At 35.7% G+C, this 16584-nt stretch carries 14 protein-coding genes and 2 pseudogenes; 10 read left to right on the top strand and 6 right to left on the bottom strand.

Going from position 1 to position 16584, the window contains the following annotated elements; translation table 11 throughout:
* Positions 1-10: 10 nt before the first annotated feature.
* A complete protein-coding gene (locus tag MHB74_RS17755) occupies positions 11-688 on the bottom strand; it encodes an LrgB family protein (protein ID WP_000578956.1) in 678 nt (225 codons plus the stop codon).
* Entirely contained in the window at positions 685-1050 is a 366-nt protein-coding gene (locus tag MHB74_RS17750) for a CidA/LrgA family holin-like protein (RefSeq protein WP_000872363.1), read from the bottom strand. Before MHB74_RS17750 ends, MHB74_RS17755 begins: the two co-directional genes overlap by 4 nt.
* 152 nt (positions 1051-1202) lie before the next feature.
* Between MHB74_RS17750 and alsR the strand changes: the two genes are divergently transcribed.
* Complete coding sequence (gene alsR / locus MHB74_RS17745; protein ID WP_061677986.1) at positions 1203-2108, top strand: acetoin biosynthesis transcriptional regulator AlsR; 906 nt, start codon at positions 1203-1205, stop codon at positions 2106-2108.
* 63 nt (positions 2109-2171) lie between these two features.
* Here the strand turns inward: alsR and MHB74_RS17740 are convergent, their stop codons facing one another.
* Positions 2172-2771, bottom strand: coding sequence for a hypothetical protein (locus MHB74_RS17740; protein ID WP_061677987.1), 600 nt, complete (start codon positions 2769-2771; stop codon positions 2172-2174).
* Positions 2772-2944: 173 nt separating this feature from the next.
* Here MHB74_RS17740 and MHB74_RS17735 point away from each other — a divergent pair, with 173 nt between their 5' ends.
* From MHB74_RS17735 to MHB74_RS17725, 3 genes are all read left to right on the top strand, one after another.
* Positions 2945-3511, top strand: coding sequence for a hypothetical protein (locus MHB74_RS17735; protein WP_061677988.1), 567 nt, complete (start codon positions 2945-2947; stop codon positions 3509-3511).
* Positions 3512-3601: 90 nt separating this feature from the next.
* Entirely contained in the window at positions 3602-4513 is a 912-nt protein-coding gene (locus tag MHB74_RS17730; protein WP_061677989.1) for an ABC transporter ATP-binding protein, read from the top strand.
* Positions 4506-5450: an ABC transporter permease gene (locus MHB74_RS17725; RefSeq protein WP_061677990.1), complete on the top strand. Its 945-nt coding sequence runs from the start codon at positions 4506-4508 to the stop codon at positions 5448-5450. The genes MHB74_RS17730 and MHB74_RS17725 overlap by 8 nt, the downstream gene beginning before the upstream one ends.
* Positions 5451-5491: 41 nt before the next feature.
* Here MHB74_RS17725 and MHB74_RS17720 read toward each other — a convergent pair whose 3' ends face one another.
* Positions 5492-6637, bottom strand: a complete 1146-nt coding sequence (locus tag MHB74_RS17720; RefSeq protein ID WP_061677991.1) for a M20 peptidase aminoacylase family protein — start codon at positions 6635-6637, stop codon at positions 5492-5494.
* 449 nt (positions 6638-7086) lie between these two features.
* On the opposite strand from MHB74_RS17720, the gene tnpB reads away from it, so the two are divergent.
* Positions 7087-8214 (top strand): IS200/IS605 family element RNA-guided endonuclease TnpB, encoded by a 1128-nt coding sequence (tnpB, locus tag MHB74_RS17715; protein WP_340844330.1) that lies wholly within the window; start codon positions 7087-7089, stop codon positions 8212-8214.
* Positions 8215-8288: 74 nt separating this feature from the next.
* On the opposite strand, the gene MHB74_RS17710 is transcribed toward tnpB, so the two are convergent.
* Positions 8289-9197 (bottom strand): EamA family transporter, encoded by a 909-nt coding sequence (locus MHB74_RS17710; protein ID WP_061676402.1) that lies wholly within the window; start codon positions 9195-9197, stop codon positions 8289-8291.
* 326 nt (positions 9198-9523) lie between these two features.
* Between MHB74_RS17710 and MHB74_RS17705 the strand changes: the two are divergent.
* The 4 genes and pseudogenes from MHB74_RS17705 (at position 9524) to MHB74_RS17685 (ending at position 12602) form a co-directional block, all read left to right on the top strand.
* Positions 9524-9667 (top strand): annotated as a pseudogene (locus tag MHB74_RS17705) (peptidase T).
* A 316-nt stretch (positions 9668-9983) separates the two neighbouring features.
* Positions 9984-11141, top strand: a complete 1158-nt coding sequence (locus tag MHB74_RS17695) for an RNA-guided endonuclease InsQ/TnpB family protein (protein ID WP_061676401.1) — start codon at positions 9984-9986, stop codon at positions 11139-11141.
* 156 nt (positions 11142-11297) lie between these two features.
* Positions 11298-12005, top strand: coding sequence for a cytochrome c-type biogenesis protein CcdA (gene ccdA / locus MHB74_RS17690; RefSeq protein WP_061676400.1), 708 nt, complete (start codon positions 11298-11300; stop codon positions 12003-12005).
* A 90-nt stretch (positions 12006-12095) separates the two neighbouring features.
* Positions 12096-12602 carry a CcdC family protein gene (locus tag MHB74_RS17685; protein ID WP_001028635.1) on the top strand — a complete coding sequence of 169 codons (507 nt, stop codon included), beginning with the start codon at positions 12096-12098 and terminating at the stop codon, positions 12600-12602.
* Positions 12603-12664: 62 nt separating this feature from the next.
* Here the strand turns inward: MHB74_RS17685 and MHB74_RS17680 are convergent.
* Positions 12665-13873: pseudogene (locus MHB74_RS17680) on the bottom strand (DUF7927 domain-containing protein); the annotation flags it as partial.
* A gap of 773 nt (positions 13874-14646) precedes the next feature.
* Here MHB74_RS17680 and ltrA point away from each other — a divergent pair.
* A complete protein-coding gene (gene ltrA, locus MHB74_RS17675) occupies positions 14647-16575 on the top strand; it encodes a group II intron reverse transcriptase/maturase (RefSeq protein ID WP_000999901.1) in 1929 nt (642 codons plus the stop codon).
* Positions 16576-16584: the final 9 nt, after the last annotated feature.

The following is a 16584-nucleotide window of genomic DNA, read 5'->3' as shown; positions in this document are numbered from 1 at the left end:
ACTTGCTTTTTTAATGTATCCACGATAAGAAAAGCGGAACGATAACTAAACTAGCTCCCGCTGTTAAAAGCATAGATAAACTTGCAATCGTTCCTTCTACAGGACCGATTTCGAATGCTTTTGATGTGCCGGTTCCATTTGCACTCGTACCTAACATAATGCCTTTTGCGAGTGCTGTTTTAATACGACATATGCGTATGAGAGAAGGACCGAGCAATGCTCCTGTTAACGCAGTTAAAACAACAAATACGGCTGTTAATTGTGACATACCACCAATCATTTCTGAAATAGCCATTGCAATTGGTGTTGTTACAATATGAGGTGCTAAACTATGTTCTAACGATGAATCAATTTGAAAATAATTTGCTAGTAGTGCTGAAGTGATAACTGATAAAAACGAACCGACAATGACGTTAAGTAAGATAGCTATTCCATGTTTCTTGAGTAAGTCAAAGTATTTATAGATTGGCCATGCAAAAGCAACTGTTGCAGGCTTTAATAATTCAGTTAACCATTGACCACCTGTTTCATATGTTTCATAAGGTGTGTCTAGTCCGAGTAATAAAGCAATTAAAATAATAGGACAGACGAGAAGAGGAGAAAGTAAGCTCCAATTCCAGCGTTGATACATTTTCTTCGATATCCAATATGTGAATAGTGTTAATAATAAACAAAGAAAGCCGATCATTGTGTTGATCCTTTCCGCTTTAGTAGCAATTCTGTTAAGAGTCCTGTAACTAAGGTAACGCAAAGTGTGCTAATCATAATAATTAAAATGAGATCGATTCCATATTGTGATAGTGTATCTTTGTAGCGTATGACAGCGACTGCAGAAGGAATGAAAAATAAAATAAGTTCTTTTAATAAAAAGTCTGCTCCGTCTTGTATCCACTCTTTTTTCACTAGGTTAAATTTTAATGAAATTAATAATAAAAAAATACCGATTATACTTCCTGGAACTGGGAGGTGTGCCTGTTTTGCAATCCATTCACCTGTCCAAGCGAAACAAAATAATAATAAGATTTGTCCGCTTAATTTCCACCATTTCATACAGTAACCACCCCTTTCTTTTTTTACATAAAAATTGTAAAAAAGAATTAACAATTTCTACTATACGTTCATTCAAAAAATTTGTCTAATATATAAATTATATGTTATTAATATATTAGATGTATTAATCGAAAGTGAAAAGGGTGTCCAAAATGGAATTACGGCATTTGCAATATTTCGTTGTAGTGGCAGAGGAGTTACACTTTGGACGAGCAGCTGCTCGTTTACAAATGACACAACCACCGCTTAGTCAACAAATTCAGCAATTAGAAAAAGAAATGGGAGTTATGTTATTTTCAAGAACGAAGAGAAAGGTTGAATTAACAGAAGCTGGAGAAATGTTTTTAAAAGAAGTAAAAAAAGCGTTTGAACAAATTGAAAAAGCAGTAGAAATCGCACAAAGTGCCCAAAGGGGAGAAGTGGGCTCACTTTCAATTGGTTTTGTAGGTGCGGCGATATATGATATTTTACCATCTATCGTAAGGGAGTATAGAAAGAAATTTCCGAGAGTGTCTGTTGCACTACATGAACTGTCAACACCAGATCAGGTACATGCACTTCACGATAACCGTATTGATATTGGGTTTTTACGTCCGCCAATTCCAACACAATTGCTAGAGTTAGAACCAATTCAAAGGCTTTCTTGTACGTTATGTTTACCGAAGGCACATCCACTTGCTGAAAAGGATGAAATACATATTGAAGATTTAAGAGACGAACCGTTTGTATTTATTACAAGGCCCGTATGGCCAGCGTTATACGATACAATATTATCACTTTGCCGTGACGTTGGGTTTAGTCCACATATTGTACAAGAAGCGACAGAATATCAAACAGTTATGGGACTTGTAGCGGCAGGAATTGGAATTACGGTAATACCTGTATCGGCAAATAAATTGTATAAAACAGAAGTCGTATATAAAGAGTTATATGATTCGAATTTTGTTGCAGAAATGTCAGTAGCGTACAAAAAAATGAATACTAATCCAGAACTTTTAGAGTTTTTAAAAATTTCAAGAGAGAAGAAAAGAATAGAAGTTGAGGATGAGATTAATTAATTTGTTTAAAAGTACACCTCATTAAACACTAAAGCGGAAATGCAATAGTATTGCATTTCCGCTTTAGTTTGCTTTTTTTAGTTCTATACTAAAGAGATAAACATGTTCATTTTCTTGTAATAGTTGGTCAATAGCAGTTTTTTCCTCAAGCATTGGAACTCTTACCGTTTCTTTATTCGTTTTTATTATAGCTGTTAAAGTCGTTTTTTGATTATATTTTAATTTTATAGCAGATTGAAGAGTAGTAGATGCAGAGCTATTTATACTTGGAGGTGCTTCTTCAGGAACGAGCATGGAACTACCTTCAATATTAACATACCAATTTTTTTGCTCTTGTATATCTTTATCGAGTTGGGATTGAGGTGGTAAAAAAGAAAGCTTTACTTTCTTTTTTGGAAAATGTGAGGTAGCTGTATTCACAATTTCGTTTGTTTTTTTACCATTTTGATAATAATCAATTGTAGCATGTATTTCATCTTTTTCATTTTTAAGTGTAACGCTATAAAACATGCTGTTTCCTTCTTGAAAAGGGGTCATTTGTAAAATAGAAGATTGCTCTTCTGTTAATTTGTATGGCTCAACAATCGCGATCTCATTGTGTTTAAGAGGGCTACAACTTGTGAGAAATAATAAAAACAAGATTGATAGTACTTTTATACGCATGAAATCCCTCCTTTTTACAATTATATTCTTAATATGATTTTTTTACCATTTTATTTTCTAGGACTAAAGACTTAGAACAAATTCAGATTGTAGTGCGATGTTTAAAATGTCATATTTTTATACACTAGTAGTATAGAATGAGCTTGTTATGAAGTAAGGTAGGGGAAGAACATATGTCTTTATGTCAGTTAGTGAGAAAAAATATAAGAACATTTGCTGCCAAAAGGATGAAGCAATTCATGTGGATTGCTATGATTACTATGATTTTATTTTTTATGATATCGCTCCAATTTAATGAAGTAGTTGTTGAGGAATTAGGGACTATACTTTTATTTCAAATGTGTTTCTATACACTGTTTCTTATATCTATTTTTATATGTATTTTTACTACATATAAAATAACGTTTTCTCTTCTGCAAGTGAGAAAAGAGGAAATTAAATCTTATGTAGCAGAGAATAGGAACGTAATATGTTTATTATGTCAGGAGCAATTATTCATTTATGGCGCGGCGTTTGTTTTTGGATTAGTTAATGGGATGTTATTTTTGAAATTATTTACGATTATTTTTATGAAACTAGTAGGAATACAAGGGATAAATAGTGCACCGATTACAATATATGCAATAGTAGTTGTTAGTATAATTATGATCGTTATCGTCTTATTATCGATGATGCAATGTTTTCGATTTGTTCAAAGTTTACAAGATAAAAATTCATTTCATTTCAAGAAAAAGGCATGAGAAATCATGCCTTTTCCTATTTTACACATAAAAATAATCATGTTACAGTGTAAAGACCTGACAAAGAATGGGAAGGAAAGGTTGTATAGAATGACAAATGAACAATCGATTGTAAAGGTTGAGCGATTAACGAAGCGAATCGGCTCAAAGACACTTGTAGAAAATATTAGTTTCGAAGTTAAAAAGGGTGAAGTAGTTGGTTTGCTCGGACCAAATGGTGCTGGAAAAACGACTTTAATGAGAATGATGGTCGGCATGATTCGTATGACAGAGGGAGAAGTTTGGATTGACGGCCAATCTGTAAAACAGCAATTTGAAAGTACTGCTTCGAAAATTGGAGCAGTAATTGAGACACCGGAGTTTTATCCTTTTTTGAGCGGCTATGAAAATTTAACATATTTCGGACGAATGAATGGTAACGTGACAGAAGAACGTATCGATGAAGTAGTGAAATTGTTAGGGATGGGACAAGTAATTGACCGCAAAGTAAAAGCATATTCACTTGGTATGAGACAACGTTTAGGAATTGCTCAAGCGCTTATTCACGATCCAGATGTATTGATATTAGATGAACCAACGAATGGATTAGATCCTAGTGGAATACATGAAATGAGAATGTACATAAAGAAAATTGCACATGAACAAGGAAAAGCGGTACTTGTATCTAGTCACTTACTTTCAGAAGTTGAATTAATGTGTGACAGAGTTATCATTATTCAGCACGGAGAATATGTGGCGACGCAAAATATTCAGCATAATCAAAGCGAAGAGATGGAGACAATCCGTATACGTGTAGATGATGCGAAAAGAGCAGCGGAATTGTTAGACCAAGATGTTTTAATAAAAGGTAATGATCTACTTATTACTGTAAAAGATGAAGAAATCCCAAATGTTATTCGTACATTGCTTGAGAAAAATATTCAAGTGTATCGTGTATATGAAGAAAGGAAAACGTTAGAAGAGCAATTTTTAGAATTAACAGGGGGAAAAGATATTGTTTAATTTAGTATATAACGAACTGTATAAAATATTTAAGCGAAAGCGAACGATTATTCCCTTTGCAGTTATTGCAGTATTAATAATTGGATTAGGATGGGTTACGGTAAAGTATCTAGAACCAGAAACAAAAGGATGGAAAGCCGATTATACAGAAAGAACTGTAGAAATTGAGAAAAAGCTAGGCATGAAAAAAGAAGCTATTTTAGCAGAGCTATCTGGAGATGAGCTTGTAAAGGAATATCAGCTGAAGATGAAGTATTTGGATACAGATACAGCACCGGCAAGCAGTTCTCCGCTTTCTTTCATGAGAGATACAGGTTTTATCGTATTTCCAATATTGCTCCCATTTATCCTCGTGTATGCAAGTACAATTTTTGCGAATGAATATAGCTGGGGAACATATAAATTTTTAACGATACGACCAGCAAGTCGATTTAAAATTTTGACAGCCAAATTTTTAGCAATCGTGATATTTGCAGCATTATTGTTTATATTTAATATGATTTTCTCCACATTATGTGGGCTTGTTATTTATAAATTCCAGCAGCCTGCATGGAGCGAGTTTATTTTCCAAGATGGAAATATTATAAAACAAAATATTTTTGTAGAAGCTAGTAAGTATTATATTTTATCTTGGTTGCCGACGATTGTGTACGCAGCGTTTGCATTTATGATTTCTGTGTTAACAAGATCTAGTGGAGGCGCGATTGGGATTTCGCTATTCCTTGCTTTATCAGGAAACATTGCATTACTAGCAGCAACTAGATATGATTGGGCGAAATATTTATTGCCAGCAAACACAGATTTATATAGTATTGCAAAGAATGGAAGTTTTATTGATGGAGTAACGTTCCCGTTTGCTTCTTGTATGTTATTACTATATTTATTTGTATTTTTAAGCATTTCCTATACCGTATTTTTAAAACGTGATTTAACTTAATAAAAAAGGAGCCGTTAAGTATCTCTTAACAGCTCCTTTTTTTATGCAAATTGTTTGAGTGCTTTTTCAGCTAACAAAGCGAAGTATTCTGCACTTATAGGTAATGCTCGTTCGTCTACTGTAAAAGCGGGATGATGCCATTCATGTGTACCACTCGTTCCCATAAATACGAATGAACCAGGTATTTCTTGTTGATAAAAAGAGAAATCTTCTCCGGCCATTGAAGGAGTAGGGGAGATGATATTTAAATTCATTTTTTCTGCAACTTGAGTCGATAAGTTTGTTAGAGATGTATCGTTTTGAACAGCAGGAGGACCTGCATAAAAACGAAATTCTGTTTTTACACCTAATGCATCAGAAACCCCTTGAATAATACGTCTCATTAGTGCAGGGATTTTTTCACGTGTTTCAGTTTGGAATGTACGTACAGTACCTTCCAGTGTTGCTTTTTCAGGAATAACGTTCCACGTATTTCCTGAATGGATGTTTGTAACACTAACGACTGCATTATGAGAGGAACTTATATTCCGGCTTACAATTGTTTGGAGTGCCATAACAATTTGAGAAGAGGCGACAATAGGATCTACCCCAGCATCTGGTACAGCTGCATGCGTACCAACTCCGTGAATTTCAATTTCAAATCGATCAACCCCGGCCATGAGTGGACCATCTTTAATACCGATTGTACCTACTGGTAAATCAGGTTTATTATGCATACCGAAAATAGCTTGCACATCACGTAAATGTCCGGCTTCAATTACTTTGCAAGCACCATCGCTACTTTCTTCAGCTGGCTGGAATATAAAGCGTACCGTTCCGCTAAGAGAAGATTCTTTTTCCTTTAATAAATAAGCGGCACCAATAATTGCAGCTGTATGAAAATCATGCCCACAAGCGTGCATCCTGCCGTGAATTTTTGAAGCGTAAGGCAAATTTGTTTCTTCTTGAATAGGAAGGGCGTCAATATCAGCACGGATCGCTATTATCGGTCCACTATGATTCCCCGAAATTTCAGCAATAACGCCTGTTTCTAAACTAGAATTAATAATCGTAATGTTTTTCGCTGCTAACCAATTCTTTATAGCTTTCGTCGTTTCAAATTCTTCGTATGATAATTCTGGATGCTCATGCAAATTTCGACGAATAGAAATTAGTGCCTCCGTTAATTGCTCTAGATTTGCTACCACTTATCATGCCCTCTTTCTTAAATAAAGTCTTTACATTAAGTATACAACAAGAAAAGAGAGGTTTCTTAAATGAAAATCCTCTCCCATTTTATCATTTCCCGACAGAAAACTCCCACCTCAAGGAATGGGTAGGACATGTTCCAATGAGTAGGTGGGAGCTGAATGACGATTAGGCAACAGCCTAAAGGTTCTTCTTGGTGAAGAATCAGTTAAGGTACCGGTATCGTAATCAGTTCGTTCCTATAGAAAGAAAATGTTATAGCTCAGAGGGATTTTTACATCTACGAAATTGTTTCATTTGTATTTTTTTGAAAGGGACAGAGGACTTTCGACAAAAAAGAAGAAATAATACGTGATCAGTATTATTTGGTTATATCATGATATCGTTCCCATGCATATCATGAAAAAGATTGTAAACAAATAAAAAAAAGGAAGTGAGGTGAAAAGCGGTGCTTATCCATAAAGCGTATCAGTTTCGGATCTATCCTAGTTTAGAACAAAAAATAGCTATTACGAAAACAATTGGTTGTTCACGATTTGTATTTAACTACTTTTTGGAAAAGTGGAATGATAGGTATAAAGAAACAGGAAAAGGGTTATCCTATGGCACTTGTTCTTCGCAATTACCTACTCTCAAAAAAGAATTTGTATGGCTAAAAGAAGTGGACAGTATCGCTCTTCAATCTTCTCTTCACAACCTAGCTGACTCGTATGCAAGATTCTTCAAAAAACAAAACAAAGCACCCCGGTTTAAATCGAAAAACAATAAAGTCCAATCCTATACAACGAAACATACAAATGGAAACATTGCGATTATAGATAATAAATTGAAGTTACCGAAACTGGGTCTTGTCAAATTTGTCAAAAGTCGTGAGATAGAAGGACGAATTTTGAGTGCTACTGTCAGAAGGAATCCAAGTGGAAAATATTTTGTCTCGATTCTTGCTGAAGCAGAAGTACAAGAATTGCCGAAGACCGATTCCACTGTTGGTATAGATGTTGGTGTGAAAAACTTTGCTATTCTTTCAACGGGTGAGGTATTCGGTAATCCAAAATGGTCTCGGGTATTAGAAAAGAAACTCGCTCATGCCCAGCGTATTCTATCTAGACGTACAAAAGGCGGAGCGAATTGGCATAAACAGCGAATGAAAGTCGCTCGTATTCATGAACGAATCAAAAATGCAAGAACGGATTACTTGCAAAAACTCTCTACAAGGATCATCAAAAACCACGATGTGATTGGGATAGAAGATTTGCAAGTATCGAATATGTTACAGAATCACAAACTAGCGAAAGCGATTCAAGAAGTATCATGGTCACAATTCAAAGCGATGTTGTTGTATAAGGCATGCTGGTATGGGAAACAAGTGATTGTGGTGTCGAAAACATTCGCTAGTTCCCAAACATGTTCGCATTGCGACTACAAAAATAAAGATGTGAAAAGCCTGAACCTGCGTGAATGGAAGTGTCCTTCTTGTGGTATGTATCATGATAGAGATGTGAATGCAGCGGAAAATCTGAGAAAAGAGGCCATAAGGCTCCTAACCGTAGGGATTACGGGGATTGCCTACTCATAAAACTGAGGGATACCTTAGTGTTCGTAGGAATCCCCCACTTCAAACAGCTCGTTAGAGTGTTAAGTGGGGGTAGTTCAAGCTGCCAAATTTTTTTGTGTATGATGTTTACGATAACGTCCACGCATTGCATAGGCAATTTGCGGGATTGCAATACCGATTAAAATAAGTGATACACCGAACCATTGTGAAGATAGCACAGCTTCTTTTAAGACGAATACAGACATAATTGTTGTAACCGGTAGTTCTGCTGCACCAAGAATAGTTGCTAAGCCAGAACCGATCTTTGGAATACCAATTGTAAAGGCAATAGAAGGAATAACGATACTAAATGTTCCTAAACCTAAACCATATTTCCAAAGTCCTTCAGAAATTGCACCGTTAAAAATAAATGTTGGCGGGAATACAATCATTACTAAAGTTAAAGCGCCAGTCATTAAGAGAACACCGCGCGGTAATGAAGGTACTTCAACAGCAACTTTTCCGCTTACGAAAATGTATGTTGCGAATGTAACAGCAGATAATAAACCTAGTATGATTCCGGTCATATCGAAATCACCTGCTGATTTTTCTAGTAAACCACTTGATAAAAATGTACCTACAAGTAAGAAAATAACGGAAATTACCTTTTCTCTTGAAGGTAATGTTTTTGTTGCGACTGCTTCAATAATAATTCCGACCCAAACGAATTGGAATAAAAGTATAATTGCAATAGATGCTGGTACAGTTTTTAATGAAGCATAATAAAAAATTCCAGTGAAACTTGCAGATGTACCTGCAACGAATAAAATTAACGCTTGTTTTAATGGAACACGATGTCTAGAAAATAGAAGTGTAATAGCAAGCAAAATAATCCAACCGAACAAATATTGGCTGCCAATTACCTCTCCAAGTGAAAATCCTTCTGCATATGCAAGTTTAACGAAAATGGCTAAAATCCCATAACTACACGCTCCTAATAAAACTAAAAGAGAATAACGAAGCATGAAAAATTCCTCCCATCTATATGAAATTGTTCCTAACGGACATATATAACTAGAGGGAAGTATACAAAATTAAAAATAAAGGGTCAAATAAAAGAAAAGTGTGACATTTTATAGAATAATAATAAAAGTATGATATTTATGCATAATCTTGAAATTAATAATAATAGAAGTATTATAAAATCAGCTTTGTATTGTATAAAGATAGCATTTGAAAAAAATATTTTTTAATCAATATGTATGTAGACGTACTCGAAACGTGCTAATCATTTGAGAAACTATGTTACCTTTGTTATGTTAATAACAATTAGAGAAGTTTCGTAGTTCAATTGAGATTTTTCTATATAATAGAAGGAAATGAAAACGTTTTATTAGAAACTGTGTGAAAGAGTAGTTTCTCTTATTATTACGTTGGAAAAGTGATTTCACGAATTGTTCACAGTATTTTTATATGTTTTTGCTACAATATGTAAGGAGAGGAGTGGAACAACGGTAAGTGAAAACATAGGTAAACGTGGACATACGTAGTAAAGCATAAGCTTGATGAATGCATGGAGAGAAATGTTTCAACCATCGTCATCACACACAAAGATAGGTTTGTTCGTTTTGATTACGATTGGTTTGAGAGATTTCTTCATAAGATGGGAGTCGAAGTTATCATTGTTACTAATGAAAAGTTGTCTCCACAAGAAGAACTTGCTCAGTATTTGATATCTATCATTTATGTATGTAGTTGTAGGGTATATGGGTTGAGGAAGTACAAAAGAAAATGTCGGAGGATGAAGAGCTATGAAAAAAGCATATCTGATAGAAATCCATCCAACAAAAGAACAAATAACCCGAATAAATCAGACTATTGGTGTGTGTAGATATGTTTACAACCTGTATATCTCTAAAAACAAAGAGTTGTATGAAGCCGAAGGAAAGTTTCTAGGTGGGTATGACTTTTCAAAATGGTTGAACAATGTCTATACAAAAGCATATGACCAGTGGATAAAAGAAGTGTCGAGTAAAGCTGTAAAACAAGCCATTATGAATGGAGATAAAGCTTTTAAGCGGTTTTTTAAGGGTTTATCTAAGTTTCCACGATATAAGAAAAAGAAGAAGCAAGATGTGAAGTGCTATTTTCCGAAAAATAACAAAACAGATTGGACAGTAGAAAGACATAGAGTAAAAGTCCCAACGATTGGTTGGATAAGGTTAAAAGAATATGGATACATCCCTAAAAATGTAACTGTAAAAAGTGGCACAATATATCAAAGAGCAGGAAGATATTTTGTATCTGTGCTTTGCGAATTGGAAGAAACAAAAACGAAACCAATACTCCATTCAACAGGTTTAGGGATTGATTTAGGAGTGAAGAATTTCGCTGTACGTAGCGATGGAAAAACGCACAAAAATATAAATAAAACAATACAAGTAAAAAAGATAGAAAAACGGTTAAAACGTGAACAACGCTCTTTATCACGTAAATTTGAAAATCTAAAAAAGAGAGGTGAACAATCTGTTACTAACAAAAGAGCAAATATAGATAAAAATATTCTTAGGGTGCAAAAGTTATGTGCTCGATTAGCGAATATTCGACTAGAGTATGTAAAGTTTATTGTAAATAATGTGGTGAGAACCAAGCCAACATTTATTACAGTAGAAGATTTGAATGTGAAAGGTATGATGAAGAACAAACATCTATCTAAAGCAGTTGCTAAACAATGCTTTTATACATTTAAAACATTGTTATTGACGAAATGTGAGGAATATGGAATTGAACTACGTCAAGTAGATAAATTCTATCCCTCGTCAAAGTTATGTTCATGTTGTGGTCGAAAGAAAGTAGACTTAAAGCTATCCGACCGAGTATATGAATGTGACTGTGGAAATGTAATGGATAGAGATTTGAACGCGTCAATCAACCTTTTACAAGCAAAAAAATATACAATACTAACGTAAATAGGTTGTATATATGTACGGTGGGCTACATCGGGATTTACGCCTGTGGAGTGTTACAACAAACTGTAGTAGCGAGTTAGTGGCGAGACAGGACACAGAGAAGCAGGAATACTCTAAGAATGTACATTTGTCTATATTTTTAGTAGCAGTGGAACAATGCAAGATATTAGTATTTTTTTAGCGTTTGGCGCCGGTTTTTTATCATTTATTTCCCCATGTTGCTTACCGCTTTATCCGGCATTTTTATCGTACATAACAGGTATGTCGGTTTCTGAGTTGAAAGAAGAAAATGCAATGCTTCGCAAGAGAAGTATGATACATACAGCGTTTTTCTTACTTGGATTTTCAATTATATTTATTGCAATTGGATTTGGTACAAGCTTTATCGGAGGTATCTTTACAGATTATAAAGATTTAATTAGACAGTTAGGTGGTATATTTATCATCGCGTTCGGTCTTATTATTGTCGGTGTGTTTAAACCGAAATTCTTAATGCAAGACCGTAAATTTACGTTTAAAAATCGCCCGAGCGGCTATTTTGGATCCGTTTTAATTGGATTGGCATTTGCTGCAGGATGGACACCTTGTACAGGACCTATTTTAGTATCTGTCATTGGATTAGCAGCAACGAACCCAGAATCAGCAATGATTTATATGATTGCATACATACTTGGATTTGCTATCCCATTTTTCGTGCTATCATTCTTTATTACGAAAATGACTTGGATTAAAAGAAATAGTATGAAATTCATGAAAATCGGGGGATACGTTATGATTGTCATGGGTATCTTCCTATACTTTAACTGGATGACGAAAATTATCGTGTATTTCTCAAGTTTATTTGGTGGTTTTACTGGTTTTTAGTATTATTCTGTGAAAATGTTGGAAATACTAACGGAAAAGCATATAATGAAAGTATATTTTGCATATAGCCACAAAAAAGGATGAGAAAATATGAACATAGTTGTTTTATCCAGTATCGTTGCTGTTTGTATGGCTGTCGGTGCGATGTTTATTCGTTTAAAAGCAGCTAAGAAACCTGCAACATTGAAAAAAATTATACTTCCACCATTTTTTATGAGTACGGGAGCATTGATGTTTGTTTTTCCAGAATTTCGACTAACTCCAGCAGAAATATTAGAAGCAATTGGCGTCGGTTTGTTTTTCTCTATTTTTCTTATTAAAACATCTAAATTTGAAATTAGAGGACAAGAGATTTATTTGAAGCGTTCAAAAGCATTTGTTTTTATATTAATTGGATTACTTGTCGTACGGATTGTATTTAAAACATACTTAAGTCAATCCCTTGATTTAGGACAACTTAGTGGCATGTTCTTCTTACTGGCGTTCGCTATGATTGTGTCATGGAGAATTGCTATGTACCGTTCCTTTACGAAATTACAAAAGGAAATGGAAAAAGAAGATGGTTTTTATAATGAAAAAGATATGAAATTAACTTAAAAACTGTATATGTATAACATAAAAAGACAGCGTTTTTTGACGCTGTCTTTTTATTTATATTGTTAACATCTTCTGTCCCAGCCGCGTCGTATAAAACGTTCCCCATTAAAGAAACAATTTAAATTTGGTGATACGAAAGGACCGATAAACGGAATAATATTTGGTTCTGTAGTCTCATCGACAGGGATAGGTGGTTTAGTAGGTTCAGGTCTTAGTGTATAGCGAATGCGAGCGGTATTTCGAATGAGACCATTTCTTGGCTCTGCTGTTACTTGAACGATAAAACGGACAACAACAGATTGACCTGGATTAACAGTTCCAATAAGAATACCGATAGTTGGATTACTTCCAGGACGTGAAACGCCGTTTACTGTTACTGAATTTGGATAGAAAGTGACTTCGGGAGGCAGTGGATCGGTAATGAGTACATTATTTGCAGGAATAGCGCCATTGTTAGTAAAGGTAAGTGTATATGTGATGAAGTCACCGAGTGAGGCGCTATTTACATCTGCGGTCTTAATAAATGTGTTTGGTTCATTAGGGTTTACTTCTATCGTAATTGGTGGTGTTGTTTTCGTTGTTGTGACAGGTGGTCTAGTAGGATCAGGTTGAGAAGTATACGTAATGGATGCGATATTTGTAATCATTCTATTAGCTGGAAGTGTAATAACCTGTACTTGGAATGAAATAGTTACTGATTCTGCTGGATTAAGAGTTCCGACTGGAATTCCTGTGGATGGATTTGCGTTTGGAACGGGAATGTTATTAATTGTAACACTATTTGGAATGAATGACGTGCCGGCAGGAAGTGAGTCTGTAACAGAGATATTAGTGACAGGAATCGTACCTTCATTTTGGAATGTGATAGTAAATGTAATCGTATCACCTACTGAAACGATGGATTTATCAGCGGTTTTTATCGGATTAATAGTCCCGACGTTTACAGGGGTAGTTGTAGTAGGTGTAGGCGTAGTAACGGATACAGGTGGCTTAGTAGGATCTGGTTGGTATTGGAATAAAACGCTACCTTGGTTTTGAATTTTTCCGTTTGGTGGAATCGAAGTAACTAGAACGCGGAAAGAAATCGTTGCTGATTCAGAAGGAACAAGTGTTGAAATCGGGATGCCTGTGGATGGATTTGCGGTTGGTTGCGGCACATTGTTTATGGTAACACTATTTTGAATGAACGAAGTCCCGGCGGGAATTGTATCAGTTACAACTATATTATTAGCAGGAATGGTACCTGTATTTTGGAGTGAAATCGTATACGGTGCGAGACGTTCTCGAGTAAGTAATGCGGGAGCATAGGCGACAACGAGGACTATTCTTAATTGTAGAAACATCGAAAACAATAAAGAGTAGGATAACTGTTCAGGCGAGTGAGAGGAATGAAGGAGTAACGCCCCGAAACTCTCCCAGTGAGATTCCCAACTGCATACACTCGGCAGAGTGAGATGTTGGAAGCAGGGTAAAACATGCGGTTACGGTTCGTAGTGTCTATATGGATAACCGAAAGCCAGCAGGAATAATAAACCGGCTGGAACTAACTAAGTACCGTATGCTGTCAACCGACAAGGTGAGAATGTGTAAACACTGACGAACTTGCGAATGTACACCTCGATAGGTTTACGGGTCAGAAATGATTCGGAGTCTGAAAATAAGACTTGTCTAATGGATTGGAAACATCGCATAGTGACCAATCCTAACGTTGTTACAGGCAACGGAGCTAGACACGGGGTAAAGCAAGCACCTAAATCGGAGATTGAAAGATCTTTAAAACAACGATAGTCTGAACGGAACGTCGAAAGCCACTAACGTTGGGTCTATGACTCTATCGGCGGATATAGTTGAATACGAAACGGGTAACCGAGGGAAGTATTCTTAATAGTGGTGAGAGTAGTGGCACGACCGTTGAAGATTCTGTAATGGAATTGGAGGAACAGCCATAAGCCTATTTGTAGGAACTGAAATTTCATCTAATCTTGCATGGATTCTGGTAAGACTCAAAAGGTCACCAAATCAATATGAGAGTAGGTGATAGACCATGAATGATAGAACTAAGTCCACGCCAAAGAATAAGAAACTAAGACACAACGAATACTACGGTATCCAAACTTTCTTAGATAACTTATACCAGAAGGCAACAAAGAAAAATTCTTTTAAAAATTTAATGCCTATCATTATATCAGATGAAAATATACTCCTCGCGTTTCGTAATATTAAAGGAAACAAAGGGAGTAAAACAGCAGCTTGTGACAATGTAAACATTAAGGATATTGAGAGAATGGAACAAAGCTATTTCTTGAACGAAGTAAAAAGACGCTTTCAAAACTACCAACCGCAGAAAGTAAGGCGCAAGGAAATACCGAAACCCAATGGGAAAACCAGACCTCTGGGAATACCAAGTATGTGGGATAGGATTATCCAACAATGCATCTTACAAGTAATGGAGCCTATCTGTGAAGCACACTTCTGTAACCGAAGTCATGGATTTCGCCCAAACAGAAGTGCTGAAAATGCTATAGCAGACGCAACAAAACGGGTAAATCAGCAAAACCTTACATATGTGGTGGATATAGACATTCAGGGATTCTTTGACGAAGTAAGTCACGTCAAACTCATGCGCCAACTATGGACACTGGGTATTCGTGACAAACAACTACTAGTCATTATCCGGAAAATATTGAAAGCGCCAGTGCAACTGCCTAACGGCAAAACGATATTTCCGACCAAAGGTACCCCGCAAGGTGGTATCCTTAGTCCACTACTCGCCAATGTTAACCTTAACGAATTTGACTGGTGGATTAGTAATCAATGGGAAACTTTCAAAGCCAAGAAGGTAAAGCCGAGATTGAAAGATGGGATTTGGAGTAATGACACTGTAACATATTGTCTATCCAAAACATCCAAGATGAAACCAATGTATATCGTAAGATACGCAGATGATTTTAAAATCTTTACAAATACACGTAGGAATGCGGAGAAAATTTTCGAAGCAACTCAAATGTGGTTAGAAGAACGTCTAAAACTGCCTATCTCAACCGAAAAGTCTAAAGTAACCAATCTGAAAAAGCAACAGAGTGAATTCTTAGGTTTCACTCTTAAGGCTGTAAAGAAAGGTAAGAAGAACGGTAACACACGATACATTGCAGTAACACACATCTCTCCAAAAGCACTGGAAAAAACAAAACAAGATTTAGCAAAACAAGTGAAAAGGATACAGAGAACCCCAAACTCTAATGAAACAATTAAGAGAATCAGTATATACAACAGCATGGTCATTGGTAAGCACAACTATTATAAAATAGCAACGCATGCTTCCCTGGATTTCAGTAAAATGAACCATAGTCTTGGTCACATGATGTATAACAGATTCCCAAAGTCAAAAATTAGAGGAAAAAGCAACACAAACGGATACACGAATATAGGGAAATATAAAGGGAAAGACAGAGGTATTAAACCATACCTAAAGTCAAAAGCGATGAGATTTCTCATGAAATGTCCTATTTTACCAATCTCCTATATTCAACACAAAAAACCGATGATGAAAAAGCAATCTATTAACAGATACACCGCAGAAGGACGAGCCCTTATACACAAAAACTTGGCAGAAATAACCGAAGCGGAACTGAAATGGTTAAGAGAAAACCCAGTTATAAATGAACGGGCAACCATAGAATACAATGATAATCGAATTTCTCTTTATATTGCACAAAAAGGAAGATGCAGTGTAACAGGTGAGAAACTCTCGCCTTGGGACATCCACTGTCACCATAAGCGATTATGGAGTGAAACAAGGGATGACAGCTACAAAAATCTTACCATCATCAAGCCAAGTGTCCATACACTAATACACGCGACCAATATAGAAACCATAAACCAATTCCTCAATAAATTAAAACTCAACGAGGAACAGTTAGGCAAACTTAATAAATTGCGGAAATTAGTCAAAAATGAGGAAATCTGTATGTAATCACAAAAT

The sequence above is a fragment of the Bacillus sp. FSL K6-0069 genome (genome assembly GCF_038007785.1).
GTDB lineage: Bacteria > Bacillota > Bacilli > Bacillales > Bacillaceae_G > Bacillus_A > Bacillus_A mobilis.
This window is presented reverse-complemented; position numbering and strand designations above follow the sequence as displayed.

Bases quoted from the DNA above. Each gene is read 5' to 3' on its own strand.
- alsR (WP_061677986.1), top strand. From the start codon at position 1,203: ATGGAATTACGGCATTTGCAATATTTCGTTGTAGTGGCAGAGGAGTTA.
- ltrA (WP_000999901.1), top strand. From the start codon at position 14,647: ATGAATGATAGAACTAAGTCCACGCCAAAGAATAAGAAACTAAGACAC.
- MHB74_RS17695 (WP_061676401.1), top strand. From the start codon at position 9,984: ATGAAAAAAGCATATCTGATAGAAATCCATCCAACAAAAGAACAAATA.
- MHB74_RS17755 (WP_000578956.1), bottom strand. From the start codon at position 688: ATGATCGGCTTTCTTTGTTTATTATTAACACTATTCACATATTGGATA.
- MHB74_RS17730 (WP_061677989.1), top strand. From the start codon at position 3,602: ATGACAAATGAACAATCGATTGTAAAGGTTGAGCGATTAACGAAGCGA.
- ccdA (WP_061676400.1), top strand. From the start codon at position 11,298: ATGCAAGATATTAGTATTTTTTTAGCGTTTGGCGCCGGTTTTTTATCA.
- MHB74_RS17685 (WP_001028635.1), top strand. From the start codon at position 12,096: ATGAACATAGTTGTTTTATCCAGTATCGTTGCTGTTTGTATGGCTGTC.
- MHB74_RS17750 (WP_000872363.1), bottom strand. From the start codon at position 1,050: ATGAAATGGTGGAAATTAAGCGGACAAATCTTATTATTATTTTGTTTC.
- MHB74_RS17740 (WP_061677987.1), bottom strand. From the start codon at position 2,771: ATGCGTATAAAAGTACTATCAATCTTGTTTTTATTATTTCTCACAAGT.
- MHB74_RS17735 (WP_061677988.1), top strand. From the start codon at position 2,945: ATGTCTTTATGTCAGTTAGTGAGAAAAAATATAAGAACATTTGCTGCC.
- MHB74_RS17710 (WP_061676402.1), bottom strand. From the start codon at position 9,197: ATGCTTCGTTATTCTCTTTTAGTTTTATTAGGAGCGTGTAGTTATGGG.